This is a genomic window from Cryobacterium suzukii (genome assembly GCF_004403185.1).
Classification (GTDB): domain Bacteria; phylum Actinomycetota; class Actinomycetes; order Actinomycetales; family Microbacteriaceae; genus Cryobacterium; species Cryobacterium suzukii.
This window is the reverse complement of record NZ_SOHJ01000004.1, coordinates 165,103-188,386: the sequence shown is the minus strand read 5'-3', so window position 1 is coordinate 188,386 and position 23,284 is coordinate 165,103. Positions and strand designations below refer to the sequence as shown.

Sequence of the window (23,284 nt, the reverse complement as noted above, 5' to 3'; positions counted from 1 at the left end):
GGGTCAGACCCCTGACCTAAACTGGGAGGCGTGAGCATGCAACTGTACGATTCGAAGGCGCAGGCCTTGCGCGACTTTGTCCCCCTCGAAGCGGGGCAGGTCTCGATGTACGTGTGTGGACCCACCGTGCAGTCCAGCCCGCACATCGGTCACCTGCGCAGCGCCCTGGTCTACGACCAGCTTCGTCGCTGGCTCAGCTACCGTGGCCTGAACGTCACCTTCGTACGCAATGTCACAGACATCGACGACAAGATCCTGATCAACGCGACAGGGTCGAGCGAGCAGTGGTGGGCCCTCGCCTACCGGTACGAGCTCGAGTTCACCGCCGGCTACCAGCGCCTCGGCATTCTTGCGCCCACGTACGAGCCGCGCGCGACGGCGAGCATCACCGAGATGCAGGCCATCATCGCCACCCTGATCGAGCGCGGCCACGCCTATGCGGCCCCCGACGAATCCGGCGACGTCTACTTCGACAGTGCGAGCTGGGCGGCCTATGGCGCACTCACCCACCAGTCGCCCGGCAATATGGAAGCGGCAACGGACGCCTCACCCCGCGCCAAACGCGACCCGCGCGATTTCGCCCTATGGAAAGGCTCCAAAGCCGGCGAGCCCGCCTCCGCCGCCTGGGTCTCACCGTGGGGGCAGGGCCGTCCGGGCTGGCACATCGAGTGCTCCGCCATGGCCGCCCGCTACCTTGGCGACCACTTTGACATTCACGGCGGTGGCCTCGATCTGCGGTTTCCGCACCACGAGAACGAGCTCGCGCAGTCCAACGCGGCCGGCAGCGACTTTGCGAACTACTGGGTGCACAACGGCCTGGTGAACGTGAACGGTCAGAAGATGTCGAAGTCGCTCGGTAACTCGGTGTTCGCGGCCGAACTGCTCAGCCAGGCCCGCGCCATCGTCGTGCGCTATTTCCTCGGTGCTGCCCACTATCGCTCCACCATCGACTACAACGACGGCTCGCTGGTCGAGGCTGAAGCTGCCCTCGAGCGCGTGGAAAGTTTTCTCGACCGTGCCGACCGCCGCCTTGCCGGCACCCGGTTCGCTGGGAGCGGCGTCGAGGTCGTGCCCGACGATTTCGCCACTGCTATGGACGACGATCTCGCCATTCCACAGGCGCTCGGCGTGCTCCATGACACCGTGCGCGCCGGCAACGCCGCGCTGGATGCCGAAGACCTGCACGCTGCGGCATCCGCTCGCAGTGAAGTACTCGCGATGAGCGAAGTACTGGGAATCAACCCTTTGTCGCCCGGCTGGGCCGTGGCGACGGACGAACCGGCCATGGTGGCCCTGAGCGCGTTGGTCGAGCGACTGCTCGGCGACCGCAACCTCGCCAGGGAAAACCGCGACTACGCGGCCGCAGACCGAATCCGGGACGAACTCGTCGCCGCCGGAATCACCATCGAAGACACCCCGTCGGGTGCCCATTGGAGCTTTGACTGATGAAGAACTTAGACCGCAAATCGCGCACCGGAGCGGTGCGCAAGGGCAGCCGTGGAGCCCAGGTCGGCTCCGGCGGCCAGGGCCGCCAGGCGCTCGAGGGTAAAAAGCCCACCCCCAAGGCTGAAGACCGTCCGTACCACCCCGCCGGCAAGCGCAAGGCGGCCGCCGAACGGTTCACCGCCGCTGGCGGCTTCAACTCGCGGCCCGCAGCGGATGCTTCCGCCAACCGCGGCGGCGCCCGTGGCGGAGCCCCTCGGGGAGGCGCCCGCGGCGCCTCGCAGGGTGCGCCCCAGCGTGGCACCGGCAACACCGGCGGCGGCGGATCCTCGACGCGTCGCGCGAAGCAGATCGACGAGCACGAGATTGTCACCGGCCGCAACTCGGTGCTCGAGGCGCTGCGGGCCAAGATCCCCGCACTGACGCTCTATATTGCCGCGCGCATCGAGATGGATGAGCGGGTCAAAGAGGTGCTGCTTATGGCGACGAGCCGCAACATCCCCATTCTCGAGGTCATGCGCCCCGAACTCGACCGTCTCGCCGGTCGCGACGCCGTGCACCAGGGGCTCGCACTCAAAGTCCCCGCCTACGAGTACGCGCACCCGATGGAACTGCTCGAACTCACCATCAGCCGCGGCCACAAGCCGTTGTTCGTGGCCCTCGACGGCATCACAGACCCGCGCAACCTGGGCGCGATCATCCGCTCGACCGCTGCATTCGGTGGCCACGGAATCATCGTGCCGCAGCGCCGATCGGTCGGCGTGACCGCCTCAGCCTGGAAGACCAGCGCCGGCGCGGCCGCCCGCACGCCCGTCGCAATGGCGAGCAACCTCACCCAGACGCTCAAGGCGCTCAAGGCGCAGGGAGTGTTCGTGCTCGGACTCGACGGCGACGGTGACGTGTCACTGCCCGACCTCGGCACCGGCTTCGCCGAGCGCCCGATCGTGATCGTCGTCGGCAGCGAGGGCAAGGGCCTGTCCCGCCTCGTCACCGAGACCTGCGACGCGATCGTGTCGATTCCGATCAGCGCGGCGACCGAGTCGCTCAACGCCGGAATCGCTGCCGGAGTCACCCTCTACGAGGTAGCCCGCCTCCGCGCCGAGATCAAGCAGGCAAAGGCCGCCGCGAAGCTCTAGCCCCCGCCCCCGCTGGGACGGGGCCTGGGCCCCGTCCACGGGCCCAGTTTATAGACTGGGCCCATGGCCATAGGGTGGGCCCGTCGCGTAGAGTGTGCCGAAATCGGGTGGCGACACGTCTCGCGTTCGGCCCGCGCGGTTCGAGTATCGTGTCGGTGCGGTTTCTCGGACGGGGCCCGGGCCCCGTCCACGGGCCCAGTTTATAGACTGGGCCCCTGTTCATAAGGTGGGCCTGGCGACCATCGCGATTGCCTGGACGTTCCGACCGTTGCCTGTCCTCCACAGCGGATGCTTCCGCCCGATTTCCGCAGATCAGTCGATGTCACACCATCCACCTACTGAACATGGTGACCATTGGTCATGCTCGAGATTCTGGATGTTCCAAGTGCCCACAACGGCGGCCTGATTCTCGCCGAGTCCCTGTGGGCAGCGGGCCTGAACACCCGCGCGGTGCGCGCACTGCTTGCGAATGGTGAGCTTGTACGCATCCGCCGGGGAGTCTATGCCTTGGGGGACACCTGGCGCAGTGCCGAGAGCGACGACCATTATCGACTATTCGTTCGTGCCACTGTGGTCACGGCCGAGGAACCGCTCCTCCTCTCCCATCATTCGGCGGCAGCGCTGCACAATTTGCCCATCATCGGACCGTGGCCCAAGGTCGTGCACGCGATCAACAACGACACGGCCGGCGGCAGCAGCGCCCGATTCACCACGAGCCATCGGAGCGTGGTCGAGCCGGAGCCGGTCACGATAAACGGTTGCGCTGCCACCACCCTTACGCGCACCCTCATCGACGTGGCGGCAACCTCAAGCTTTCTCGTCGGCGTCACGATGATGGACCACGCCCTGCGCGTGGAGCAGGAGCGCGGGCAGCGGGAACGTCGGCAGGGCAGCCTCAGCGCGCCGGTACTCTCCAAGGACGACCTCTATGCGGAACTGGCGATGGTGCATCCGAGACGCGGAGGCCCGAAGGTGCGTCGGGTCATAGACTTCGCGAATCCGCTGGCTGCCAATCCTGGCGAGTCGTTGAGCCGGGTGCGCATGGCCGAGTTGGGTTTCGAGATACCCGAACTTCAGGTGTGCTTCGTCGTGCAGGGCCGTGAATACTGGGTCGACTTCTTCTGGCGTGGAGTGCGCAAGATCGGCGAATTCGACGGCAAAATCAAGTACACCCGGGGCGCAATATTGGGCGACCGGCACCCGGGCGATGTGGTTGTCGTCGAGAAGAATCGCGAAAATCTCCTGCGCCCGGAAGTCGCCAGCTTCGATCGCTGGGACTGGGACACGGCTTACTCTCCCCGCTTATTCTACGAATTCATGATTCAGCACGACGTTCCGCGCGCCTAAACCGGCAGCGGATGCGCCCCGCGCGTACCCTGAGGGGGCGCGAGTTTCCGTCGTCACGGCGCCTGGGCCCACCTTGTGACCGCGGGCCCAGCCTATAAACTGGGCCCGTGGACGGGGCCTGGGCCCCGTCCACAAGAGAAGCCAGAACTCACCTGGCGCAGGGCTAGACCTTGAGCATCCAGTCGTCGGCATCGTCGGGGTCAGCGGACGCGTCGTCGCCGAGCTGCGTGCGAATCGGCAGGGTGATGGCCCCGGTGAGCGGGTCGATCACGGTCGCCTCGTCGCGGCGGTGGCGCAGTACGTCCTGCACGTACGAAGTTACGGCCTCGGCGAGCGGAATGTCCCGCGACTGGTTTTGCGCCATGAACCAGCGGTGATCGAGCAACTGGTGAAACACCTGGGCCCGCTCGAGCTTGCCTCGCAGGTCCTCCGGAATGGCCCGTACTACCGGTTCGAACACCCGCACCAGCCACTCGTGCGCGACCATCTCTTCGTCGGCTCCAGGATCGCCGTAGGCAGCACGATAAGAGTCGAGGTCGTTCAGCAGCCGGCGGGCCTGGTTCTCTTCTGCATCGAGGCCGGTCAAGCGCAGGAGCCGGCGCTGGTGGTGGCCAGCGTCGACGACTTTCGGCTGGATGCGTACGCTTGAACCCGTCTTGTCGGTTTTGATGGCGAGTTCCTCGATATCGAAGCCGAGGTCGTTGAGGCGTTCCACCCGTTGCGCAATTCGCCAGCGTTCGGAGTTGGAGAAGGACTCGGAGCCGGTGAGTTCCTGCCAGAGCAGCCGGTAGGCCGCGACGATGCCGTTGCTGACGCGTACCGGGTCGAGCTCGTCGGCGACGCGACCGCCGGCCTCCAGATCCATTAGCTCGCCGGCGATGTTCACTCGGGCGATTTCGAGATCGTTTTCGCGTTGACCATTCGACAAACCGCCCGCGTACAGCTGTCCGGTTTCAGCGTCGACGAGGTAGGCGGCGAAGGCGCCGGCGTCGCGGCGAAACAGGGTATTGGAAAGCGAAACGTCGCCCCAGAAAAAACCGATCATGTGCAGGCGCACCAGCAGGACCGCGAGGGCGTCGACCAGCCTGGTGGCGGTATCCGGGCGCAGCTCGTGCGAGTACAGCGCGCGGTAGGGGAGCGAAAACTTGAGGTGACGCGTGACTAAAACCGAATTAAGCGGGTCGAGCGCGGCATCCGTTCTGTTGGTGATGACCGCTACCGGCTCGACGCAGGGAATCTCGAGGTTGGCCAGGGTGCGCAACATTTCGTATTCGCGCTTGGCCATCTCGCTCGTGGTCTCCTTGATGGCGACCACCCGCCCGCTCAGGTGGGCGAACCGCACAAGGTGGCGGGAGATGCCCTTCGGCAGCGAGGCGATGTTCTCATTCGGCCATGCGTCGAGGGGCAGCTGCCACGGCAGGTCGAGCAGGGCAGGATCGACCGTGGCCGAGGTGATGTTGAGTGAACCGCTCATTATTTGACCCTAACAAACAACAAACGGCTGGAGGGAGCGAACTCCCGCCAGCCGTTTTACGATACTGATTAGTCGGTGACGGCGCCGCCGAGGCGCAGGCCGCTTTCAGCGTCGAAGACGTGCAGGTGGTTCGGTGTGGCCGTGAGGTACACCGTCTCGCCGGCGTTCGGGTGCGAACGGCCGTCGACGCGCGCGACGATGTCGGTGCGCTTGCCCTCGATCGTGGAGTGACCGTAGAGGTAGCCGTCGGCGCCGAGTTCCTCGACCAGGTCGACCTCGATCTGCAGGCCGTCGCCGGCGGTGGACGACATTTGGATGTCTTCCGGGCGAATGCCAACGGTGACCTTCTTGCCGGTCGAGCTGGAGAGCGTCTCGCGCTGCACGGGAACGGTCGCCGTGCCGAACTTGATGCCGCCATCGACGGTGTCCGCGAGGAACAGGTTCATCGCGGGGCTGCCGATAAAGCCGGCCACAAACACGTTCTGCGGCTTCGCGTACAGGTCGCGGGGCGAACCGACCTGCTGCAGGACGCCGTCCTTCAGGACCGCAATCCGGTCGCCCATTGTGAGAGCCTCGGTCTGGTCGTGGGTCACGTAGACGGTGGTGACGCCGAGCCGGCGCTGCAACGAAGCAATCTGGGTGCGCGTCTGCACGCGCAGCTTGGCGTCGAGGTTGGAGAGCGGCTCATCCATCAAAAACACCTGCGGCTGACGCACGATCGCGCGGCCCATGGCAACGCGCTGACGCTGGCCACCGGAGAGGGCCTTCGGCTTGCGGCTGAGGTAGGGCTCCAGATCGAGCAGTTTGGCCGCTTCGAGCACGCGGGCGGCGCGCTCGTCTTTGTTGATGCCAGCGATCTTGAGCGCGAAACCCATGTTCTCGGCGACGGTCATGTGCGGGTACAGCGCGTAGTTCTGAAAGACCATAGCGATGTCACGGTCTTTCGGCGGAACATCCGTCACGTTGCGCTCACCGATAAAGATATTGCCGTCGTTGACCTCTTCGAGGCCGGCGAGCATACGCAGTGAGGTGGACTTGCCGCAGCCGGACGGGCCGACCAAAACCAGGAATTCGCCATCGGCGACCTGGAGGTCGAGCTGGTCAACGGCCGGCCTCGTGGAACCAGGGTAGAGCCGAGTTGCCTTGTCAAAGGTCACTGAAGCCATAATTATTACTCCTTCACCGGCAGGAACGTGCCGGACGATCCGTTGTGAATAGGATTTATGCATCGCGTGCCGAAGCACGCGTCTGTATCAGTATTACACGACGGATGCTCCGGCGCGGGTTCGCGCCCCGTTTGGTCGATTCCCAGTCAGGGGACCTACTATTTCAGAGGTGCCTTCACGCGCGCCTCCACTTCTCGAAAGCGATCTTTTATGACTATTGGCGGGCCAGGCGACGGCAGTCCCTCAAAAAACCGGCGGCGTGACGCCGCCCGGGTGAAAGCCAAGCAGCTTCGAGTCAGTCAAAAGAAGAAGGACCGCCGCAACAAGATATTTTTGCAGGGCGGCATCGCCATCGCAGCCGTCGCGATCGTCGTTTTGGTTTCCGTCATCATCGTGAATTCGATCAAACCGGCTGGTCCGGGCCCTAAAAATATGGCCAGTGACGGCGCGCTCATCGGCGAGGGCATGGTTACCGCTCTGACGCCCGCATTGCAACCCGACGCGAACCCGAGGCCGTCCGAGCCGGATACCACTGGCGCGATAGCCAACATCCGCGTCTACGTCGACTACCTATGCCCGCTCTGCGGCGAATTCGAAGACGCCAACAATGAACAAATCGCCCAATGGGTAGACTCCGGCGCTGCAACAGTCGAAATTCACCCGGTCGCCATTCTCACGAGCAAATCCGCCGGCACCAAGTACTCCCTGCGCGCGGCGAACGCGGCAGCGTGCGTCGCCAATTATTCGCCGGATGATTTCTTCGCCTTCAGCTCCGCCCTGTTCGTCGACCAGCCGGAAGAGACATCGCCCGGCCGCAGCAACGACGAGATCAAGGCCGTCGTCCGGGAATCGGGCGTGAGCACGGCCCTCTCCAACGTCAATTCCTGCATCGAAGACGGCACGTACGAGTCGTGGGTTACGGCGGCGACCAACCGTGCGCTCGACGGTCCTATCCCCAATTCCTCGATGGAGTCCATCATTGGAACGCCGACCATTCTGGTCAACGGCAAGCCATATACCGGATCACTCGAAGACCCGAAAGAGTTCGCGTCCTTCGTTCAGGTGGCCCTTGGCGAGACGTACTCCACCTCCACGCCAACGCCAGAGCCGACCCCCGGCGGGTAGTGCCCCACGTCGTAGAAGCGAGTGCGTCAACTCGCGCCACGCGCATCCGCTTGGCTGTTGCCCGAGGCAGCGCTGAAATCATTTAGGATGGTGGACTGAGGCCTCGCGCCTCATGCCGGCCTGGCGCAATTGGTAGCGCACCACTCTTGTAAAGTGGGGGTTACGGGTTCAAGTCCCGTGGCCGGCCCTCCCGCCCCCTACTCCCGACTGGGAAGTAGGGGGTTTTCTCTACTGTGCAGGCGGCTCAGGCCCCGAACAGACCGGACCGTAGGCAAGTCGCTGCGCGCTCGCAAGCGCCACCGCCAAGGGCCGCCGGGCCGCACCGGGCCGCCACGTACACTGATGGCTGGGGTTTTAGGAGCGGATGCCCGCGCGCCCTGAAAGGAAACACGCATGAGCCTGATCCGGCTGAACGACGTCAGTATTCGCTTTGAGAACACGCAGATTCTGCGCGAAGCGTTCTTTCGCCTCGAACCGGGCGACCGGGTCGGCCTGATCGGCAAGAACGGCTCCGGCAAATCCACCATCCTCAAGCTCATCCTCGACCAGGTCTCGCCCGACACCGGCGAGGTCACGCTCGAGGACGGCGTCCGAGTCGGCTACTTCTCCCAGTTCTCCGAACTCAACGGCGCCCAGACCATCACCGAAGTCCTCGACGCGCTGTTCGTGGACGTGAAAGCGGTCGAGGCTGAACTAGCGGCGATCGACGCGGCAATCGCCATCGACGCTTCGGCCAGCGCCGAACTCGACCGGCTGATCACCCGGCAGGGCGAGCTGTTCGAAGAGATGGACCGGCTGGATGGTTGGGACTACAAACGCCACATTGACACCGCGCTGACCACCCTCGGGTTTAACGAGGCGCACCGTGTCTGCGCGATCGACGAGTTGTCCGGCGGCTGGCGCAACCGTGCAGCCCTGGCCAAGATCGTTCTCGAAGCCCCCGACGTGCTACTTCTTGATGAGCCCACCAACTATCTCGACGTGGCCGGCGTTGAGTGGCTCGAGGCTTGGTTCAAGAGCTTCAAGGGCGCTGCCATCGTGGTCTCGCACGACCGCAAGTTTCTTGACGCCGTCGTCACTCGCATCATCGAGGTGGAGAACTTTCACCTGCACGAGTATCCCGGCAACTTCGGTGAGTACATCGTGCAGAAGCAGTTTCGGCTCAAGACGCTCGAGGCCCAGTTCGTGCATGAATCCGAGCTGCTCGCTTTCGAAGCCGAGGGCATCGCCGACCGCCGTGAAGCAGCCAAGGCCGAGAGCCGCCAGCTCGGCAACCAGCTGGCCCACATCAAGAAGTCGCGCACACCGCGCCCAGTCGACCAGATCATCACTGAGATCTATGGCAATCTGCACGTCAAGGACGTGCTGTGTCGGGTCGAAGGCCTCGCCAAGAGCTACGGCGACAAACTGTTGTTCGAAAACCTCAGTTTTGAGGTGCGCCGCGGCAACCGAATCGTGGTGCTCGGCAGCAACGGCAGCGGCAAGACCACCCTGCTGCGGGTGCTCACCGGCGAAGAAACTGCGGACCACGGCTCGGTTGCCTGGGCCAGCGGGGCCGGCGTCGTCTCGTACAACCAAATTCTGGCCGAACTCGACGAGAGCGACACCGTCAGCCACGCCGTCAACGCGATGCCCGGCAGCCTTGCCCTCACCGCGACGAAAAAGTCGGTCAATCGATTTCTGACCATGTTCCAGTTCAGCGAGGCCGATCTCAAGCAGAAGATCGGCGCTCTCTCGGGTGGTCAGCGCGCCCGCGTGGCGATGGCCCAGTGTCTGCTTTCCGGAGCCTCGGTGCTGTTGCTCGACGAACCGACCAACCACCTCGACATGTCGAGCACCCAGGTGATGGAACGCGCCCTCGTGCACTTTCCCGGCGCCGTCGTTGTGGTCAGTCACGACCGCTTCTTCACCGACAAGATCGCCAACCGCCGCTTGGTTTTCGGCAGCGACGGAGCCACCCCCGGCCAGATCCAAGTGCGCGCCGCCTGACCCGCCCCGCCCTCTTCTATGGACGGGGCCTGGGCCCGGACCGTGGGCCCAGGTTATAAACTGGGCCCACGGTCACAAGGTGGGCCCAGCGGCCCAGCGGCCCAAGGGCGGGCCAGATGGGCCGGGCGGCGCGGCAGCGCACCCGATCTCGTAGTATTACCGGGTGACCCATGACCGCGCACGAAAACGAACGGATGCGTCAGCCGCGCTCGGGGCATCCGCTGTACCGGTCTGGCTGGCCCTCGTCTTCTCGGTGCTGATCGGCGCCATGTACGCCGTGCAATCACGGGTGAACGGCGAACTGGGGCATCAAATCGGCGACGGTTTCATCGCCGCCGTCATCTCCTTCGGTTCCGGCCTGGTCATTCTTAGCCTCGGCCTGACCGTGTTTCGCCGCGGACGCCGCGGCCTTCAACTGGTCGCGCGTGCTGTTTCGGCAAAACACCTTTCCTGGTGGCACTTGTTCGGCGGCCTGGCCGGCGCCTTGTTCGTGCTGTCGCAGGGCCTCGTCGCCGCGCCGCTCGGCATCGCGTTGTTCACGGTCGCCGTGGTGGCCGGCCAGACCGTGAGCGGTGTGCTCATGGATCGTTTTGGCATCGGCCCGGGCGGGCGACGTCCCCTGCACGCGTCCAAAATCGTTGGTGCCGCGCTCGCCCTGATCGCCGTCGCCTTCACGGTGAGCGGCGAACTGCGCGGCAGCGGCGCGCTCTGGCTGCTCGCTCTGCCGCTCGTCGCCGGTATCGGTCAAGGCTGGCAGCAGGCCGTCAACGGTCAGGTGCGGGTCACGGCCCAGAGCGCGCTCACGGCGACCTTCCTGAACTTTCTCACCGGCACCATCGCCCTTGTATTCGCCGCCCTCGTGCACAGCCTTTTGGTGGGTTTCGCGCTCGACTTGCCGGAAAACCCGTGGCTCTACACCGGCGGACTCATCGGCTGTGTCTTCATCGCCGGGGCCGCGGTCGTCGTGCGCACTACCGGGGTACTGATGCTCGGTCTATGCATCGTGGCCGGCCAGCTGGTCTGCGCCCTCGCGCTGGATCTGCTCGCGCCAACGGCGGGGCATCCGCTCGGAGTGACGACCATCGTCGGGACCGCGCTGGCGCTCGTGGCCGTGGTCATCGCCGCGGTGCGCTGGCGTCGCCCCGGCCACGTCCGCGCCTAAGACCAGCGCCGGCGCCTAGAAACAGCGCCGAGGACCCGAGTTCGATTACAGAACCTCGAGAAACTCCGCGGGGTCGATTGACAGCCGCACACCAGGCTTGCAGTCCACTGGAATGCCGCCGACATACAGCCATCCGAGCAGCTCCTCGTTGTCGGCGAGGTCGTGCACCGCACGCACCGCTGCCGTGCGCGCGAGCGGCCCGGTGCGCCACATCGCACCCCAGCCAGCGTCGTCGAGCAGTAGCGTGAGCAGGTGCGCGACGCCCGCCGCCGACGCATCCTGTTCCCAATCGGCCACCTTGTCGCTGACGCGCCGTACGGCGACCACTGCAATCAGCAGCGGCGCCCGCAGCGGCTTGCCGGCCAGTTTGATGGCTTCACCGCCTTCGCAACCCGATGCCGCCACAAACGCCGATCCCAGTCGCTCCCGTGCTTCGCCGCGGAGTTCGAGCAGGCGCCACGGCCGAAGCGCGCCGTGATCGGCCACCCGTGCCGCTGCCGCCACCAGGGGCAACAACTCGGCCCGAGTTGGCGCGGGAGCTGTCACCTTGGAATAGCTGCGCCGGCAATTGACGGCCTGAAAGACCGCAGACGTGGCAACATTTGTTGTCGAGAGAGGCAGACTCACCGCTCTACTCGGCGGGCGTGAAGTTGAGCGAGATTGAGTTCATGCAGTAACGATCGCCGGTCGGAGTGCCGAATCCGTCGGGAAAAACGTGCCCCAGGTGTGAACCGCAGTTTGCGCAACGTACCTCCGTGCGCACGCTACCGAGGGTGCGGTCTTCGAGTAGTTCGACCGCTTCGGGTCGCACCGACTCGTAGAAACTCGGCCAGCCGCAGTCGGAATCGAACTTGGTGCCGCTCTTGAACAACTCGGCGTTGCAGGCGCCGCAGGTGTACGTGCCGGCCCGACTCTCGTCGAGCAGCTCGCCGGTTCCGGGGCGCTCGGTACCTGCCTCGCGCAGCACAGCATATTTTTCGTCGCCCAGTTCGGAGCGCCACTCGCTGTTTGACTTCTTGATTGCGTAGTCCATGGTGGGATGTCCCTTCGATCCGGCCGCCCACAAACGGACAACGTCTACTCAGCCTAAACTCGTGCGGTGATAACCGCATTCCGGGCCGGGCCGTTTCGCAGCGTTTGCACGGCGATAGACCGCTCGACTCCGCACGTTCCGGGCGTGCCGGAGGGAACATCCAGCCGCCCACAAATAGGATAAGTCCGTCGGATAACCCGTCGAAACTGCCTTGGGGGAGAGATGTATCAATGAGTGAGAGAACACCGCCCCACGTACAACCTCCCGCTCCGCCCGCCAGAAGCGTTCCGGGATTGACCCAACTCAGCGAACGCGACGCAGCCGTGCTTGCCTTTGAACGGCAATGGTGGCGGCATGTCGGCGCCAAGGAGGAGGCTATCCGCGCCACCTTCGGTCTGTCGGCCGCCCGCTACTATCAGCTATTGGCGGCACTGGTCGATTCACCGTTGGCGCTGGCCTTCGACCCGATGCTCGTGAACCGACTGCAGCGGATGCGTTCCGCACGATCCGAGGCGCGCGCCAGTCGTTCGCTGCCCGCTCACGACTAGTACCTGACCGCATTTCGCCGGCATGCGACGGCCGGCCAATCAAGGATCCAATCACTATGGCGCGAAAATTTGCGAAAGACCGTTTCGACACCCACATGCAGGCCCTCGACCGAGTTGGTGCCCATCGTGCTCCGCGTAGACAAGGCCGCGGCTGGATCGGGTTCTGGTGGGCGCTCGGCGCCACCGTGCTATTGATTGCGGTCGGCGTGGTCGGAATCTTCGCGATCAACAACCGCCTCAACTTTTCCGACATCCCTGGCCTGTCGTCGCCCAGCTCGACTCCGGTCCCCACCGAGACCGCCATTCCGACCGTCGAACCGACCGTCGATCCGACGCTGACCGTGAATGTGTTGAACGGCTCCGCGACGAACGGTGTTGCGGCGTCCGTCACTGACACGCTTACCGCCGCTGGCTGGGTGGTCACCGCCACCGGCAACGCCAGCACCGACACCGAACCGACCACCGTCGTTTACTATGCCGATGCCAGCCACGAAGGCGCCGCCCGCGGCATCGCTGCTTCACTGCCGGGATCGAAGATCGTCGTCTCGACCGGCTTCGTCGATTCGGGAGCGGACCTCACAGTCGTCGTCGGCAACGACTACGTGCTGCCAGCTGGCTGACAGGCACTCGAAACTTCGGACCTAGTGGGCGTTGCCCGATTCGTCAAGCCCCTTTTCTTTCGCCGTGGCTTCAGTATTATCTGGTTTTGGTCACACATTTTGTTCGGGCAATACCCGCCCGGATCAAGAACACTCGCCCAAGGTAACTTGCACCAGTAGGTAACTTGCAACAGAAGACTTGCTCTCGGGGATTTGCTGCTCGCACAGAATGAACGCAGCTTCTGCGACACGGCCCGGAACAGCCAATGGGCGGTGCCGTCGAAATTGAGCAAGGAGTAACACATGGCGAACGGAACCGTTAAATGGTTCAACGCTGAAAAGGGTTTCGGCTTCATCACTGTCGATGGGGGAGGACAAGACGTTTTCGTCCACTACTCCGCCATTGACATGAGCGGGTACAAGGTTCTCGAAGAAGGCCAGCAGGTCGTCTTCGAGGTCGGTGCCGGAGCGAAAGGCCCCCAGGCTGAATCGGTTCGACCGGCCTGACTCACCCCGTAATCGGGGTCTGTCCCCCACCTAACGCCGCCCGCTGCAACGGGCGGCGTTAGTGTTTACCGGTGACCAAGAAAAAGACAACTCGCTCCGCGCGACCGTTCAAGCCCTCGGTTCTGCTCGCTTTGATCGTTCCGGCACTGTTGCTGAGCGGATGCTCTGGCAGTACTGCGACACCGACCAAGACGCCAGCTCCCGCCTGGACTTCGGGCTATGTTGCCCCCGCCGCCGCGGAGATCGCCCCGCTCACCGGAATTGCTATGGCAGTCGGATCGTCGACGAACCCCTCCCTCGCGGCCAAGATCGACAACCATGTGGCGGCCCGCCCGCAGGTCGCGATCGACCGCACCGACCTCGTGTTCGAAGAACTGGTTGAGGGCGGCATCACCCGGTACGTCGCCGTGTGGCAGTCGAGCATTCCCGACCAGGTCGGACCGGTACGGTCGATCCGCCCGATGGACCCCGACATCATCGCCCCGTTCAGCGGCCTCGTGGCGTTTTCGGGCGGCCAGCAGCGATTCGTCGACGCCATGACCGCGACCGGTCAGATCAGTGCCATCTTCGACTATGACACGACTGGCCTGTTCTCCCGTTCGAACGCTACCGCGGCCCCGCACAACGTCATTCTTGCCGCCTCGGAATTCGTCAACCGCAACATCACAGTCGCCCCGCCCGCCCAGCAATACGCCTATGCGGCCACGCTCGCCGGGGCGTCCGCTGCCGTGGACGGCGCCCCGATTTCAGTGATCAACGCCCGGTTCTCCGACGCGAGCGCCCGTAGCTGGACCTGGAATGCTGAAGCCACCGCTTACCTGCGCGCGCAGGACGGCGCGCCCGACCTCACCGGCGACGGTGTGCAGCTCGCCGCCACCAACGTTGTCGTGCTGCGGGTGGACATCACCGTCGACCAAAGCATCCCCAAGACCGAGCTCATCGCCTCGGGCGAAGCGTCGATCTCGACCGGTGGAAAAACCCTCGCGGCCACCTGGAGCAAGGACTCTCAGACCGCACCGATCCGCCTCGTCGATGGTCATGGAGTGACGATTCGGCTCGCCCCGGGCAATACCTGGTTTCAGTTGGTGCCCAACGGCACCGGCTCGACCGATCTCGTTCCCTGACCGTCGGGAGCTGGCCCGGCATAACCCCGGATGCTCGCTTGCACTCTCGACCCCAGAGTGCCAGAATCTATTTAGCACTCTCGTCACCTGAGTGCTAACCCCATCATCGTTTGGAACGTCCGGGAGGGACGAGTTACACATATGGCAAAAATCATTGCATTCAATGAAGAGGCCCGTCGTGGGCTTGAGCGCGGCCTGAACATTCTGGCCGACACCGTCAAGGTCACCCTCGGCCCGCGCGGTCGCAACGTCGTTCTGGAGAAGAAGTGGGGCGCCCCCACGATCACCAACGACGGTGTGTCCATCGCCAAGGAGATCGAACTCGACGACCCGTACGAGAAGATCGGTGCGGAACTCGTCAAAGAGGTCGCCAAGAAGACGGATGACGTTGCCGGCGACGGCACGACCACCGCAACCGTTCTGGCCCAGGCCCTGGTTCGCGAAGGCCTGCGCAACGTCGCAGCCGGCGCCGACCCGATCAGCCTGAAGCGCGGCATCGAGAAGGCCACGGCTGCTGTCATTGCCGAGCTCATCGCCAGCGCCAAGGAGATCGAGACCAAGGAAGAGATCGCCGCTACCGCGTCCATCTCCGCCGGAGACACCGAAATCGGCGCGATCATCGCCGAGGCCATCGACAAGGTCGGCAAGGAAGGTGTTGTCACCGTCGAGGAGTCGAACACCTTCGGCACCGAGCTCGAGCTCACCGAGGGCATGCGCTTCGACAAGGGTTTCCTGTCGGCGTACTTCGTCACCGACCCCGACCGTCAGGAAGCGGTCTTCGAAGACCCCTACATCCTGATCGTCAACTCCAAGGTCTCCAACATCAAGGACCTGCTTCCCATCGTGGACAAGGTCATCCAGACCGGCAAGCAGCTCCTCATCATCGCGGAAGACGTCGACGGCGAGGCCCTGGCCACGCTCGTTGTGAACAAGATTCGTGGCATCTTCAAGTCCGTCGCCGTCAAGGCTCCTGGCTTCGGAGACCGTCGCAAGGCTCAGCTGCAGGACATCGCCATCCTCACCGGTGGACAGGTCATCTCGGAAGAGGTCGGCCTCAAGCTCGAGAACGTCACGCTCGACCTTCTTGGTAACGCCCGCAAGGTCGTCATCACCAAGGACGAGACCACGATCGTTGAGGGTGCCGGCGACGTCGAAGCCATCGCCGGTCGCGTTTCGCAGATCCGTGCCGAGATCGAGAACACCGACAGCGACTACGACCGCGAGAAGCTCCAGGAGCGCCTCGCCAAGCTTGCTGGCGGCGTTGCTGTCATCAAGGCCGGAGCCGCAACGGAGGTTGAGCTCAAGGAGCGCAAGCACCGCATCGAAGATGCAGTGCGTAACGCCAAGGCAGCTGTTGAAGAGGGCATCGTCGCCGGTGGTGGCGTTGCACTCATCCAGGCTGGCAAGACCGCATTCGAGAGCAAGGCTGTCCTTGACCTCGTCGGCGACGAGGCGACGGGCGCGAACATCGTGCGCGTTGCCATCGACGCCCCGCTCAAGCAGATCGCGCTCAACGCCGGCATGGAGCCGGGCGTTGTCGCCGACAAGGTGCGCAACCTGCCCGTCGGATGGGGCCTTAACGCCGCCACCGGCGAGTACGTCGACATGATCGCTGCCGGAATCAATGACCCGGTGAAGGTCACCCGCTCCGCGCTGCTGAACGCTTCGTCGATCGCCGGACTGTTCCTCACCACCGAGGCCGTCGTTGCCGACAAGCCCGAGAAGAACTCGGCTCCGGCCGGCGACCCCTCGGGTGGCATGGACTTCTAAGTCCGAGCCAGCACCAACGAACACCACAAAGTGGGCGTCTCCTTCGGGGGCGCCCACTTTGTGCGTCTCGCACGTCCGACTCTTGAGTTTGTGGCCACACGGGCGCGAAACTTCTTCCCCCGGGAATGACCGGCAGCCCCACAATTACAGCGGATGCCTATCGAACAAACAGGCGGGTGTTAGCCTGCTCGGTCTCGGCGTACTGCTGCCCGGCCACGCTCAAGGCCTGGTTCAGCAGGGTCAGGCTCTCTTCCAGCTGCTGGTGCATGCCTCGCCACTCGGCGAATGCCCCCTGGAAGGCCGTGGAGGCCTGGCCGGTCCAGAAGCCTTCGAGGCTGGTCAGCTGGGCGTTGAGGTCGCCGACATCTGCTTGCACGCGCGCAATGGTGCCACGGGCGGTACTCGCTGTGCTCTGAACCGCATCGCTGTCGACCTGAAAGCTCGTCATGTTGTGCCCTTCTCCTACATAACAGTGGTTGGTGACTGTCAGCGTAGAAGGTGAGAGCGCGGCATCCGCTCTCTGAAACGGATCTGTGCGTGGATACCGCCGCTGGCCGCCTGTAGAGGACGCGGCGAAGTGCCTTACGGAATGACGGGCTGCGCGTGCTGTGGTGCGCTCGGCGTGCCGGCGAGCGGGAGTGAAACGCGGAAGGTCGCGCCGCCGCCGGGGGTTTCGACGACGTCGACCGTGCCGTTGTGGCTCGCGACGATCGCGGCGACGATGGCCAGTCCAAGGCCGCTGCCGCCGGTTTCGCGGGCGCGAGAGGAGTCGGCACGCCAGAAGCGCTGAAAGATCTTCTCTCGAATCTGCGGCGGAATACCTTCGCCGTGGTCGATCACGGCGATCGATGCCCGCTGGTTGCGCGAATCTACCATGACTTCGAGTTCTATCGGGCTGTCAGCGGCGGTGAAACGCATCGCGTTGCCCATGAGATTGGTGATGACCTGGCGAATCTTGTTCTCTTCAGCCATGACGATCGGCGGTAGTTGCGCATCCACCGGCAATGTGGTGAGGTCGGCGTCGGGCGTAACGGAGCTTCCCCGACGGGGCTTGCGGGTGCGCAGCCGGGCGAGGGTGGCGCCGGCAAAGGCGATGGCGCCGGTCGGTGTGCCGGTTCCCGTCGGGCGGGTAATGGCGCCGGTGGTGACGCTCTCCGACGAGTCGTTTCCGTCTCCGGAGTCCCCGTCAAGATTCATATCGAGGTCGTCGCCGCCCGGATCGACCGGCGGCGGAGTGAGTACGGTGACCTGGCGGCCGGGGGAGCTGGCCATGGTGTCGAGGGCGGCGTCGCGGGCCAGCGGAACGAGATCCACCGGGGTCAGAGCCAGCGGCTTGGTCTCGTCGAGGCGGGCCAGTTCGAGCAGATCCTCGACTAGGCCGCCCATGCGAATGGCCTCTTTTTCGATGCGTTCCATGGCCTGGGCAACATCTTCGGGCGTCTGCAGCGCACCCATGCGGTACAGCTCGGCGTAGCCACGGACTGAAACGAGCGGGGTGCGCAATTCGTGGCTCGCATCGCCGACGAAGCGGCGCATCTGGTCGATGGTACGGGCGCGGTCCTTGAAAGCACGGTCGATGCGGCTGAGCATGATGTTGAGCGAACGGTTGAGGCGACCGACCTCGGTGTTCGGGGTGGCACCGCCGAGGCGCTGGCTGAAGTCACCGTCGGCGATGGCCGCGGCGGTCTGCTCGGCCTCACGCAGCGGCACGAAGGTGGTCGTGACGAGCACTCGGGTGAGCATGGCCCCGATCAAGACCACCCCAGCGCCGAAGCCCAGGAAGATCGTGAGGTAGGTGGCCATGGTGTTTTCGGTCGGCCGGAGCGACACCGCCATGACGAGGGTTCCGTAGGTGCCGGTGGGGCTGATCACCACGGGAACCATGATCGCGTGAAACTCGGTGTCGTGGGCGGCATTGAACAAGGTTTGGATCTGCCCGTCCAGCTGAGAGACCCGTTTCAGGTCGAGCGGCATGCCCACGACGGGCAGTTCAGCGTGGTCGCGTTCCTGCCAGGTACGAGTGATCAGGGCCCCGTCCTGATCGTAAAGTGCCACGAAGTAGTCCGAGGCGACGCCTTCGGTGTCTCCCTGCGAGAACACGCTCGACGAGTAGCCGCTGAGCGCGGTTTGCGTGTCGACCTGCAGTTGCGTGTCGACCTGGGTCACCACGTACTGCTTCAGCATTGCCATGGTGCCGATGCCCGAAACAAGCAGGCCGAGCGTGAGCATCAGCACCGTGACGCCGGTGATCTTGGAACGGAGGGAGATGCTGCTCCACCGTCTCGACAGGGTTTCGTGCATTTGGATTTAGTCTACGAAAGCTCGCTGTGTATAACGTGCGCCGTAACTAAGCCTTGGCAGCCTTGAGCATGTAGCCGAAGCCCCGCTTGGTTTGAATGAGCGGTTCGCTCGAGTGCACATCGACCTTGCGGCGCAGGTAGGAGATGTAGCTCTCCACAATTCCGGCGTCACCGTTGAAGTCGTACTCCCAGACATGGTCCAGAATCTGCGCCTTCGACAGCACCCGGTTGGGGTTGAGCATGAGGTAGCGCAGCAGCTTAAACTCTGTGGGGCTCAGTTCGATGGCTTCCGTGCCTACGAGAACCTCGTGGGTGTCCTGGTCCATGGTGAGTTCGCCGGCGCGGATCACGGCGTCTTCATCGGCGTGCATGGTGCGACGCAGGATGGCCTTGATGCGGGCGACGATCTCGTCGAGGCTGAACGGCTTGGTCACGTAGTCGTCACCGCCGACGGTGAGGCCGGTGATCTTGTCTTCGGTGTCGTCCTTGGCGGTCAGGAACAGGATCGGTGCGGTGTAGCCGGCCGAGCGCAGGCGTTTGGTCACCCCGAACCCGTTCATGTCGGGCAGCATGACATCGAGAATGATGAGGTCCGGTTCCTCCTCGAGTACGGCGGAGATGGCCTGCGCGCCGTTGCCCACGGCGCGCACGGCGAAGCCGGCGAAACGGAGGCTGGTGGTGAGGAGGTCGCGGATATTGGGTTCGTCATCGACGATAAGGATGCGGGGGCCGTCAGTCATGCCCCCAAGTATCTGCGCGTTAGCTGGAGCTTTGCTGATAGTGAACGGTGCGTGCGGCAATCGGTGGCAGATAACCGTCGGGCGACTCGGATTACCGACATGATGGAAGAGAACGATCGACTCGTTTCACAGGTGAGGACCGCTATGAACCGCACGACCACCGACACTGCACTGACGTTGCCTCGCATGGATGCCCCGCGCCGGCTGATCGGTGGCCGCACCTTCAACTTCGATCGAGAGGTGGCCGTGATGGCCATCGTCAACCGCACGCCGGACTCGTTCTATGACCAGGGCGCAACGTTCGCGCTCGACGCATCCGTTGTGGCGGCGCATCGTGCGATTGCCGATGGGGCCGACTGGATCGACATCGGCGGGGCTAAATTCGCGCCAGGACCGGCAGTGCCCATCGAGCAGGAAATCGATCGGGTGGTGCCCGTGATCGAGGCGCTGCGCGGCTCGAGCGTGGTCATCTCGGTTGATACCTTTCACCCCGCGGTGGCCGCCGCGAGCATCGCCGCCGGCGCGCACGTGATCAACGACACCACCGGAGTGCACGATCCGGCCATGGCCGACATCGTCGCGGACAGTGACGCCACCCTCGTTATAACCCATAGTCTGGCGGTGCCGCGGAGGCCATACCCGGCGCCGCACTATGACGACGTCGTCGCCGATGTCAGCGAGTTTCTGCTGGCCCGGGTCGATCGGGCTGTGGGGCGCGGCGTTCCGCGGGAGCGGATCATCATCGACCCGGGCCACGATCTCAACAAGACCACTCGACACTCGCTCGAACTGACCAGGCGGCTCGGCGAGATTACCGGGCTCGGCCTGCCGACACTGGTCGCCGTCTCCAACAAAGATTTTGTGGGGGAGAGCCTGGACCGGCCACGCGGCGAACGCGTGGAGGGTTCCCTGGCTGCCATGACGGTGTGCATTCTGCAGGGCGCCCGCATCGTGCGCATGCACAACGTGCGGGCCGCCGTCGACGCCGTGCGCATGACCGAGGCCATCCTCGGGTTTCGTGAGCCCGCCTACGAGCGTCACAACCTCGCCTGATGCGCGCTCAGCTGCCCCCGAGGGCCAGCCTGCCATCGCGCGCCGAGCTGATCGAGTGCTACCGGGTGGCCGACCGCTCGGTGCCGCGGGTGCGCGTCAACTTCATCTCGAGCCTCGACGGTGCCGCGACCCACGACGGCCTCAGTGGCGGGCTGGGAAATGCCGACGACAAGATCGTCTTCGACACGCTGCGGCTGCTGACCGATGTGATCGTGGTCGGCGCGGGAACGGTGCGCGCGGAGGGTTACGGCGGCATACGGGTGTCAGCGGATGACGCGGCCTGGCGAATGGAGGAGGGCCTCGCCGACCAGCCTCCACTGGCGATCGTGTCTGGCCGACTCGATCTCGACCCGGGGCATCCGGTTTTCACCGACGCTGCGACACGTCCCCTCGTCGTAACGCATGCTGGGTCGCCGTCCGATCGGCGGGCGGCGCTCGCGAAGGTCGCCGACGTGCTGGTCTGCGGCGACGACGCCATCGATCCGCGGATGATGGTCGCGGCGTTTGCCGCACGCGGCCTGCCCCAGATTCTCTGCGAGGGCGGGCCGCACCTGTTCGGTTCGCTGATCGAAGCCGGCAGTGTTGACGAGCTTTGCCTCAGCCTGAGCCCGGTGCTCGAGGGCAACTCCGCCGGGCGCATCAGCGTCGGCGCCAGCGATGCGACCCGCGCCATGGAGTTGTTGCACGTGCTGCGCGCTGGCGACATGCTGTTCCTGCGGTACGCCCGCCGACAAACCTGACGCGGGCGGGCGGGCGGGCGGGCGGGCGGGATGCGCTGGGCCCACCTTACGTCCCTGGGCCCAGTTTATAAGCTGGGCCGGGGGACGGGGCCCGGGCCCCGTCCGTAGTAGTGCGGGCGGTCAGGATGCCAGGGTGGGGGCGGTGAGGCTCTGTGCGTCGAGGATTGTGTAGCTGTAGCCCTGCTCGGCGAGAAAACGCTGGCGGTTCTGCGCGAAGTCCTGATCAACGGTGTCGCGGGCGACGAGCGTGTAGAAGTTCGCCGACAGGCCAGATTCCTTCGGGCGCAGTAGTCGGCCGAGACGCTGGGCCTCTTCCTGGCGGGAGCCGAACGAGCCGGACACCTGGATGGCCACGGTTGCCTCGGGCAGGTCGACCGAGAAGTTCGCGACCTTCGACACCACGAGCACCTTCACCTCGCCCACGCGGAACGCCTGGTACAGCCGTTCGCGTTCGTCGATCGATGTGGCGCCGGTGAGCTGCGGGGCGTTCAAGACCTCGGCCAGCTCGTCGATCTGGTCGAGGTATTGGCCGATCACGAGGATGCGTTCGCCCTCGTGCTTCTTGATCAGCGCCTGCACCACGCCAAGCTTGGCCGGTGCGGTAGCGGCCATACGGTAGCGCTCATCGTCCGCTGCGGCTGCGTAGCTCAGCCGCTCCGACTGCGGTAGGTCGATGCGCACCTCGTAGCAGTTGGCTGGGGAGATGAAGCCCTGGGCCTCGATCTCCTTCCACGGGGCGTCGAACCGCTTCGGGCCGATCAGACTAAACACATCGCCCTCGCGGCCGTCCTCGCGCACCAGGGTGGCGGTGAGGCCGAGGCGGCGGCGCGCCTGCAATTCGGCGGTGAGCTTGAACACGGGAGCGGGCAGCAGGTGCACCTCGTCGTAGATCACCAGGCCCCAGTCCATGGCGTCGAGTAGCTCAAGGTGGGCGTACTCGCCCTTGCGCTTAGCCGTGAGAATTTGGTAGGTCGCGATGGTCACCGGCTTGACTTCCTTCACCTGTCCGGAGTATTCGCCGATCTCCTCCGGTGTCAGCGTCGTGCGCTTGAGCAGTTCGTCGCGCCACTGGCGGGCCGAGACGGTGTTGGTCACCAAAATGAGCGTGTTGGTTTTCGCGGTGGCCATGGCCCCGGCGCCAACGAGGGTCTTGCCAGCGCCACAGGGCAACACGACGACGCCGCTGCCGCCGTCAAAAAAGCTTGCGACGGCCTTGTTCTGGTAGTCGCGCAGCGCCCAGCCGTCTTCCTTCAGCGCAATATCGTGCGCGGTCCCTGGTGTGTACCCGGCCAGATCCTCGGCCGGCCACCCGAGCTTCACCAGTTCCTGCTTGAGCTGCCCGCGAGCCCACGCCCCTACGAGATACGTTTCCGGCGACGGATGCCCGATCAACAGTGGCGCAATGCGCTTCGCCCCTGCGATCTCGGTGAGAACGGCTTGGTCACTGCTATGCAGGACGAGGGCGCCCTCGGGGTCACGTTCGATGACGAGTCGCCCGTAGCGACCGACCGTCTCGGTGATATCCACGCTGACCGTCTGCGGTATGGCGAATTTGGAATACTTCTCGAGCGTCGCGAGCATGTCGGACGCATCGTGCCCCGCCGCCCGGGCATTCCACAGGCCGAGCCGCGTGATGCGGTACGTGTGGATGTGTTCGGGGGCGCGTTCGAGCTCTGCGAAAACGGCGAGGTCGTGACGAGCATCCTCGGCAAGAGGATGGGCAACTTCGAGCAACACCGTGCGGTCACTTTGCACAATCAGGGGGCCATCAGACATAGCCCCCAACTCTACGCCCGTCTTGCGCAGTTCCCGGTACGGGCTGGTCGCCGCGCACTCAGTTGGTACGCCCGTCTGGCGGAGTTCCCGGTACGGGCTGGTCGCCGCGCACTCAGTTGGTACGCCCGTCTGGCGGAGTTCCCGGTACGGGCTGGTCGCCGCGCACTCAGTTGGTACGCCCGTCTGGCGCAGTTCCCGGTACGGGCTGGTCGCCGCGCACTCAGTTGGTACGCCCGCCTGGCGGAGTTCCCG

At 64.6% G+C, this 23,284-nt stretch carries 21 protein-coding genes and 1 tRNA gene; 14 read left to right on the top strand and 8 right to left on the bottom strand.

Features of this window, described 5'->3' with window-relative positions; translation table 11 throughout:
- The first annotated feature begins 36 nt into the window (after positions 1-36).
- From cysS to E3T39_RS05265, 3 genes are all read left to right on the top strand, one after another.
- Positions 37-1,446: a cysteine--tRNA ligase gene (cysS, locus tag E3T39_RS05275; RefSeq protein ID WP_420898140.1), complete on the top strand. Its 1,410-nt coding sequence runs from the start codon at positions 37-39 to the stop codon at positions 1,444-1,446.
- Positions 1,446-2,579: a 23S rRNA (guanosine(2251)-2'-O)-methyltransferase RlmB gene (gene rlmB, locus E3T39_RS05270; protein WP_134513676.1), complete on the top strand. Its 1,134-nt coding sequence runs from the start codon at positions 1,446-1,448 to the stop codon at positions 2,577-2,579. The genes cysS and rlmB overlap by 1 nt, the downstream gene beginning before the upstream one ends.
- A gap of 360 nt (positions 2,580-2,939) precedes the next feature.
- Positions 2,940-3,926: a type IV toxin-antitoxin system AbiEi family antitoxin domain-containing protein gene (locus E3T39_RS05265; RefSeq protein ID WP_134513675.1), complete on the top strand. Its 987-nt coding sequence runs from the start codon at positions 2,940-2,942 to the stop codon at positions 3,924-3,926.
- Between the two features lie 163 nt (positions 3,927-4,089).
- Here E3T39_RS05265 and E3T39_RS05260 read toward each other — a convergent pair whose 3' ends face one another.
- Together E3T39_RS05260 and E3T39_RS05255 are read right to left on the bottom strand one after the other, a co-directional pair.
- Positions 4,090-5,400 (bottom strand): DUF4032 domain-containing protein, encoded by a 1,311-nt coding sequence (locus tag E3T39_RS05260; RefSeq protein ID WP_134513674.1) that lies wholly within the window; start codon positions 5,398-5,400, stop codon positions 4,090-4,092.
- 68 nt (positions 5,401-5,468) lie between these two features.
- Positions 5,469-6,566 carry an ABC transporter ATP-binding protein gene (locus tag E3T39_RS05255; protein WP_134513673.1) on the bottom strand — a complete coding sequence of 366 codons (1,098 nt, stop codon included), beginning with the start codon at positions 6,564-6,566 and terminating at the stop codon, positions 5,469-5,471.
- Positions 6,567-6,776: 210 nt separating this feature from the next.
- On the opposite strand from E3T39_RS05255, the gene E3T39_RS05250 reads away from it, so the two are divergent.
- The 4 genes from E3T39_RS05250 to E3T39_RS05235 all read left to right on the top strand — a co-directional run bounded on the left by E3T39_RS05250 (position 6,777) and on the right by E3T39_RS05235 (position 10,842).
- Positions 6,777-7,691: a DsbA family protein gene (locus tag E3T39_RS05250; protein ID WP_134513672.1), complete on the top strand. Its 915-nt coding sequence runs from the start codon at positions 6,777-6,779 to the stop codon at positions 7,689-7,691.
- Positions 7,692-7,805: 114 nt separating this feature from the next.
- A tRNA-Thr gene (locus E3T39_RS05245) sits at positions 7,806-7,878 on the top strand.
- Positions 7,879-8,084: 206 nt separating this feature from the next.
- On the top strand, positions 8,085-9,680 hold the full coding sequence (locus E3T39_RS05240; protein ID WP_134513671.1) for an ABC-F family ATP-binding cassette domain-containing protein: 1,596 nt from the start codon (positions 8,085-8,087) through the stop codon (positions 9,678-9,680).
- A gap of 163 nt (positions 9,681-9,843) precedes the next feature.
- Complete coding sequence (locus E3T39_RS05235) at positions 9,844-10,842, top strand: DMT family transporter (RefSeq protein WP_241979530.1); 999 nt, start codon at positions 9,844-9,846, stop codon at positions 10,840-10,842.
- A gap of 45 nt (positions 10,843-10,887) precedes the next feature.
- Here E3T39_RS05235 and E3T39_RS05230 read toward each other — a convergent pair whose 3' ends face one another.
- Both E3T39_RS05230 and msrB read right to left on the bottom strand, forming a co-directional pair.
- On the bottom strand, positions 10,888-11,469 hold the full coding sequence (locus E3T39_RS05230) for a nitroreductase family protein (RefSeq protein ID WP_420898139.1): 582 nt from the start codon (positions 11,467-11,469) through the stop codon (positions 10,888-10,890).
- A gap of 4 nt (positions 11,470-11,473) precedes the next feature.
- A complete protein-coding gene (gene msrB, locus E3T39_RS05225; protein WP_134513670.1) occupies positions 11,474-11,875 on the bottom strand; it encodes a peptide-methionine (R)-S-oxide reductase MsrB in 402 nt (133 codons plus the stop codon).
- Between the two features lie 230 nt (positions 11,876-12,105).
- On the opposite strand from msrB, the gene E3T39_RS05220 reads away from it, so the two are divergent.
- The 5 genes from E3T39_RS05220 to groL all read left to right on the top strand — a co-directional run bounded on the left by E3T39_RS05220 (position 12,106) and on the right by groL (position 16,423).
- Positions 12,106-12,423, top strand: a complete 318-nt coding sequence (locus E3T39_RS05220; protein ID WP_134513669.1) for a DUF3263 domain-containing protein — start codon at positions 12,106-12,108, stop codon at positions 12,421-12,423.
- A 56-nt stretch (positions 12,424-12,479) separates the two neighbouring features.
- Positions 12,480-13,043, top strand: coding sequence for a LytR C-terminal domain-containing protein (locus E3T39_RS05215; RefSeq protein WP_134513668.1), 564 nt, complete (start codon positions 12,480-12,482; stop codon positions 13,041-13,043).
- A 282-nt stretch (positions 13,044-13,325) separates the two neighbouring features.
- The gene (locus E3T39_RS05210; RefSeq protein ID WP_035834941.1) at positions 13,326-13,529 is read left to right on the top strand and encodes a cold-shock protein; all 204 of its coding nucleotides are present in this window, start codon (positions 13,326-13,328) and stop codon (positions 13,527-13,529) included.
- Between the two features lie 71 nt (positions 13,530-13,600).
- Positions 13,601-14,653: a DUF3048 domain-containing protein gene (locus E3T39_RS05205; protein WP_134513667.1), complete on the top strand. Its 1,053-nt coding sequence runs from the start codon at positions 13,601-13,603 to the stop codon at positions 14,651-14,653.
- A gap of 141 nt (positions 14,654-14,794) precedes the next feature.
- On the top strand, positions 14,795-16,423 hold the full coding sequence (groL, locus tag E3T39_RS05200; RefSeq protein ID WP_104127600.1) for a chaperonin GroEL: 1,629 nt from the start codon (positions 14,795-14,797) through the stop codon (positions 16,421-16,423).
- Positions 16,424-16,580: 157 nt separating this feature from the next.
- Here groL and E3T39_RS05195 read toward each other — a convergent pair whose 3' ends face one another.
- From E3T39_RS05195 to E3T39_RS05185, 3 genes are all read right to left on the bottom strand, one after another.
- Positions 16,581-16,871 carry a WXG100 family type VII secretion target gene (locus tag E3T39_RS05195; RefSeq protein WP_134513666.1) on the bottom strand — a complete coding sequence of 97 codons (291 nt, stop codon included), beginning with the start codon at positions 16,869-16,871 and terminating at the stop codon, positions 16,581-16,583.
- Between the two features lie 134 nt (positions 16,872-17,005).
- Complete coding sequence (locus E3T39_RS05190) at positions 17,006-18,724, bottom strand: sensor histidine kinase (RefSeq protein ID WP_134513665.1); 1,719 nt, start codon at positions 18,722-18,724, stop codon at positions 17,006-17,008.
- A gap of 46 nt (positions 18,725-18,770) precedes the next feature.
- Positions 18,771-19,463, bottom strand: coding sequence for a response regulator transcription factor (locus E3T39_RS05185; RefSeq protein ID WP_092112483.1), 693 nt, complete (start codon positions 19,461-19,463; stop codon positions 18,771-18,773).
- Between the two features lie 144 nt (positions 19,464-19,607).
- On the opposite strand from E3T39_RS05185, the gene folP reads away from it, so the two are divergent.
- Both folP and E3T39_RS05175 read left to right on the top strand, forming a co-directional pair.
- Positions 19,608-20,516 (top strand): dihydropteroate synthase, encoded by a 909-nt coding sequence (gene folP, locus E3T39_RS05180; protein WP_134513664.1) that lies wholly within the window; start codon positions 19,608-19,610, stop codon positions 20,514-20,516.
- Positions 20,516-21,256: a pyrimidine reductase family protein gene (locus tag E3T39_RS05175; protein ID WP_134513663.1), complete on the top strand. Its 741-nt coding sequence runs from the start codon at positions 20,516-20,518 to the stop codon at positions 21,254-21,256. The genes folP and E3T39_RS05175 overlap by 1 nt, the downstream gene beginning before the upstream one ends.
- A gap of 120 nt (positions 21,257-21,376) precedes the next feature.
- Here the strand turns inward: E3T39_RS05175 and E3T39_RS05170 are convergent, their stop codons facing one another.
- Positions 21,377-23,032, bottom strand: a complete 1,656-nt coding sequence (locus E3T39_RS05170) for a DNA repair helicase XPB (RefSeq protein WP_134513662.1) — start codon at positions 23,030-23,032, stop codon at positions 21,377-21,379.
- Positions 23,033-23,284: the final 252 nt, after the last annotated feature.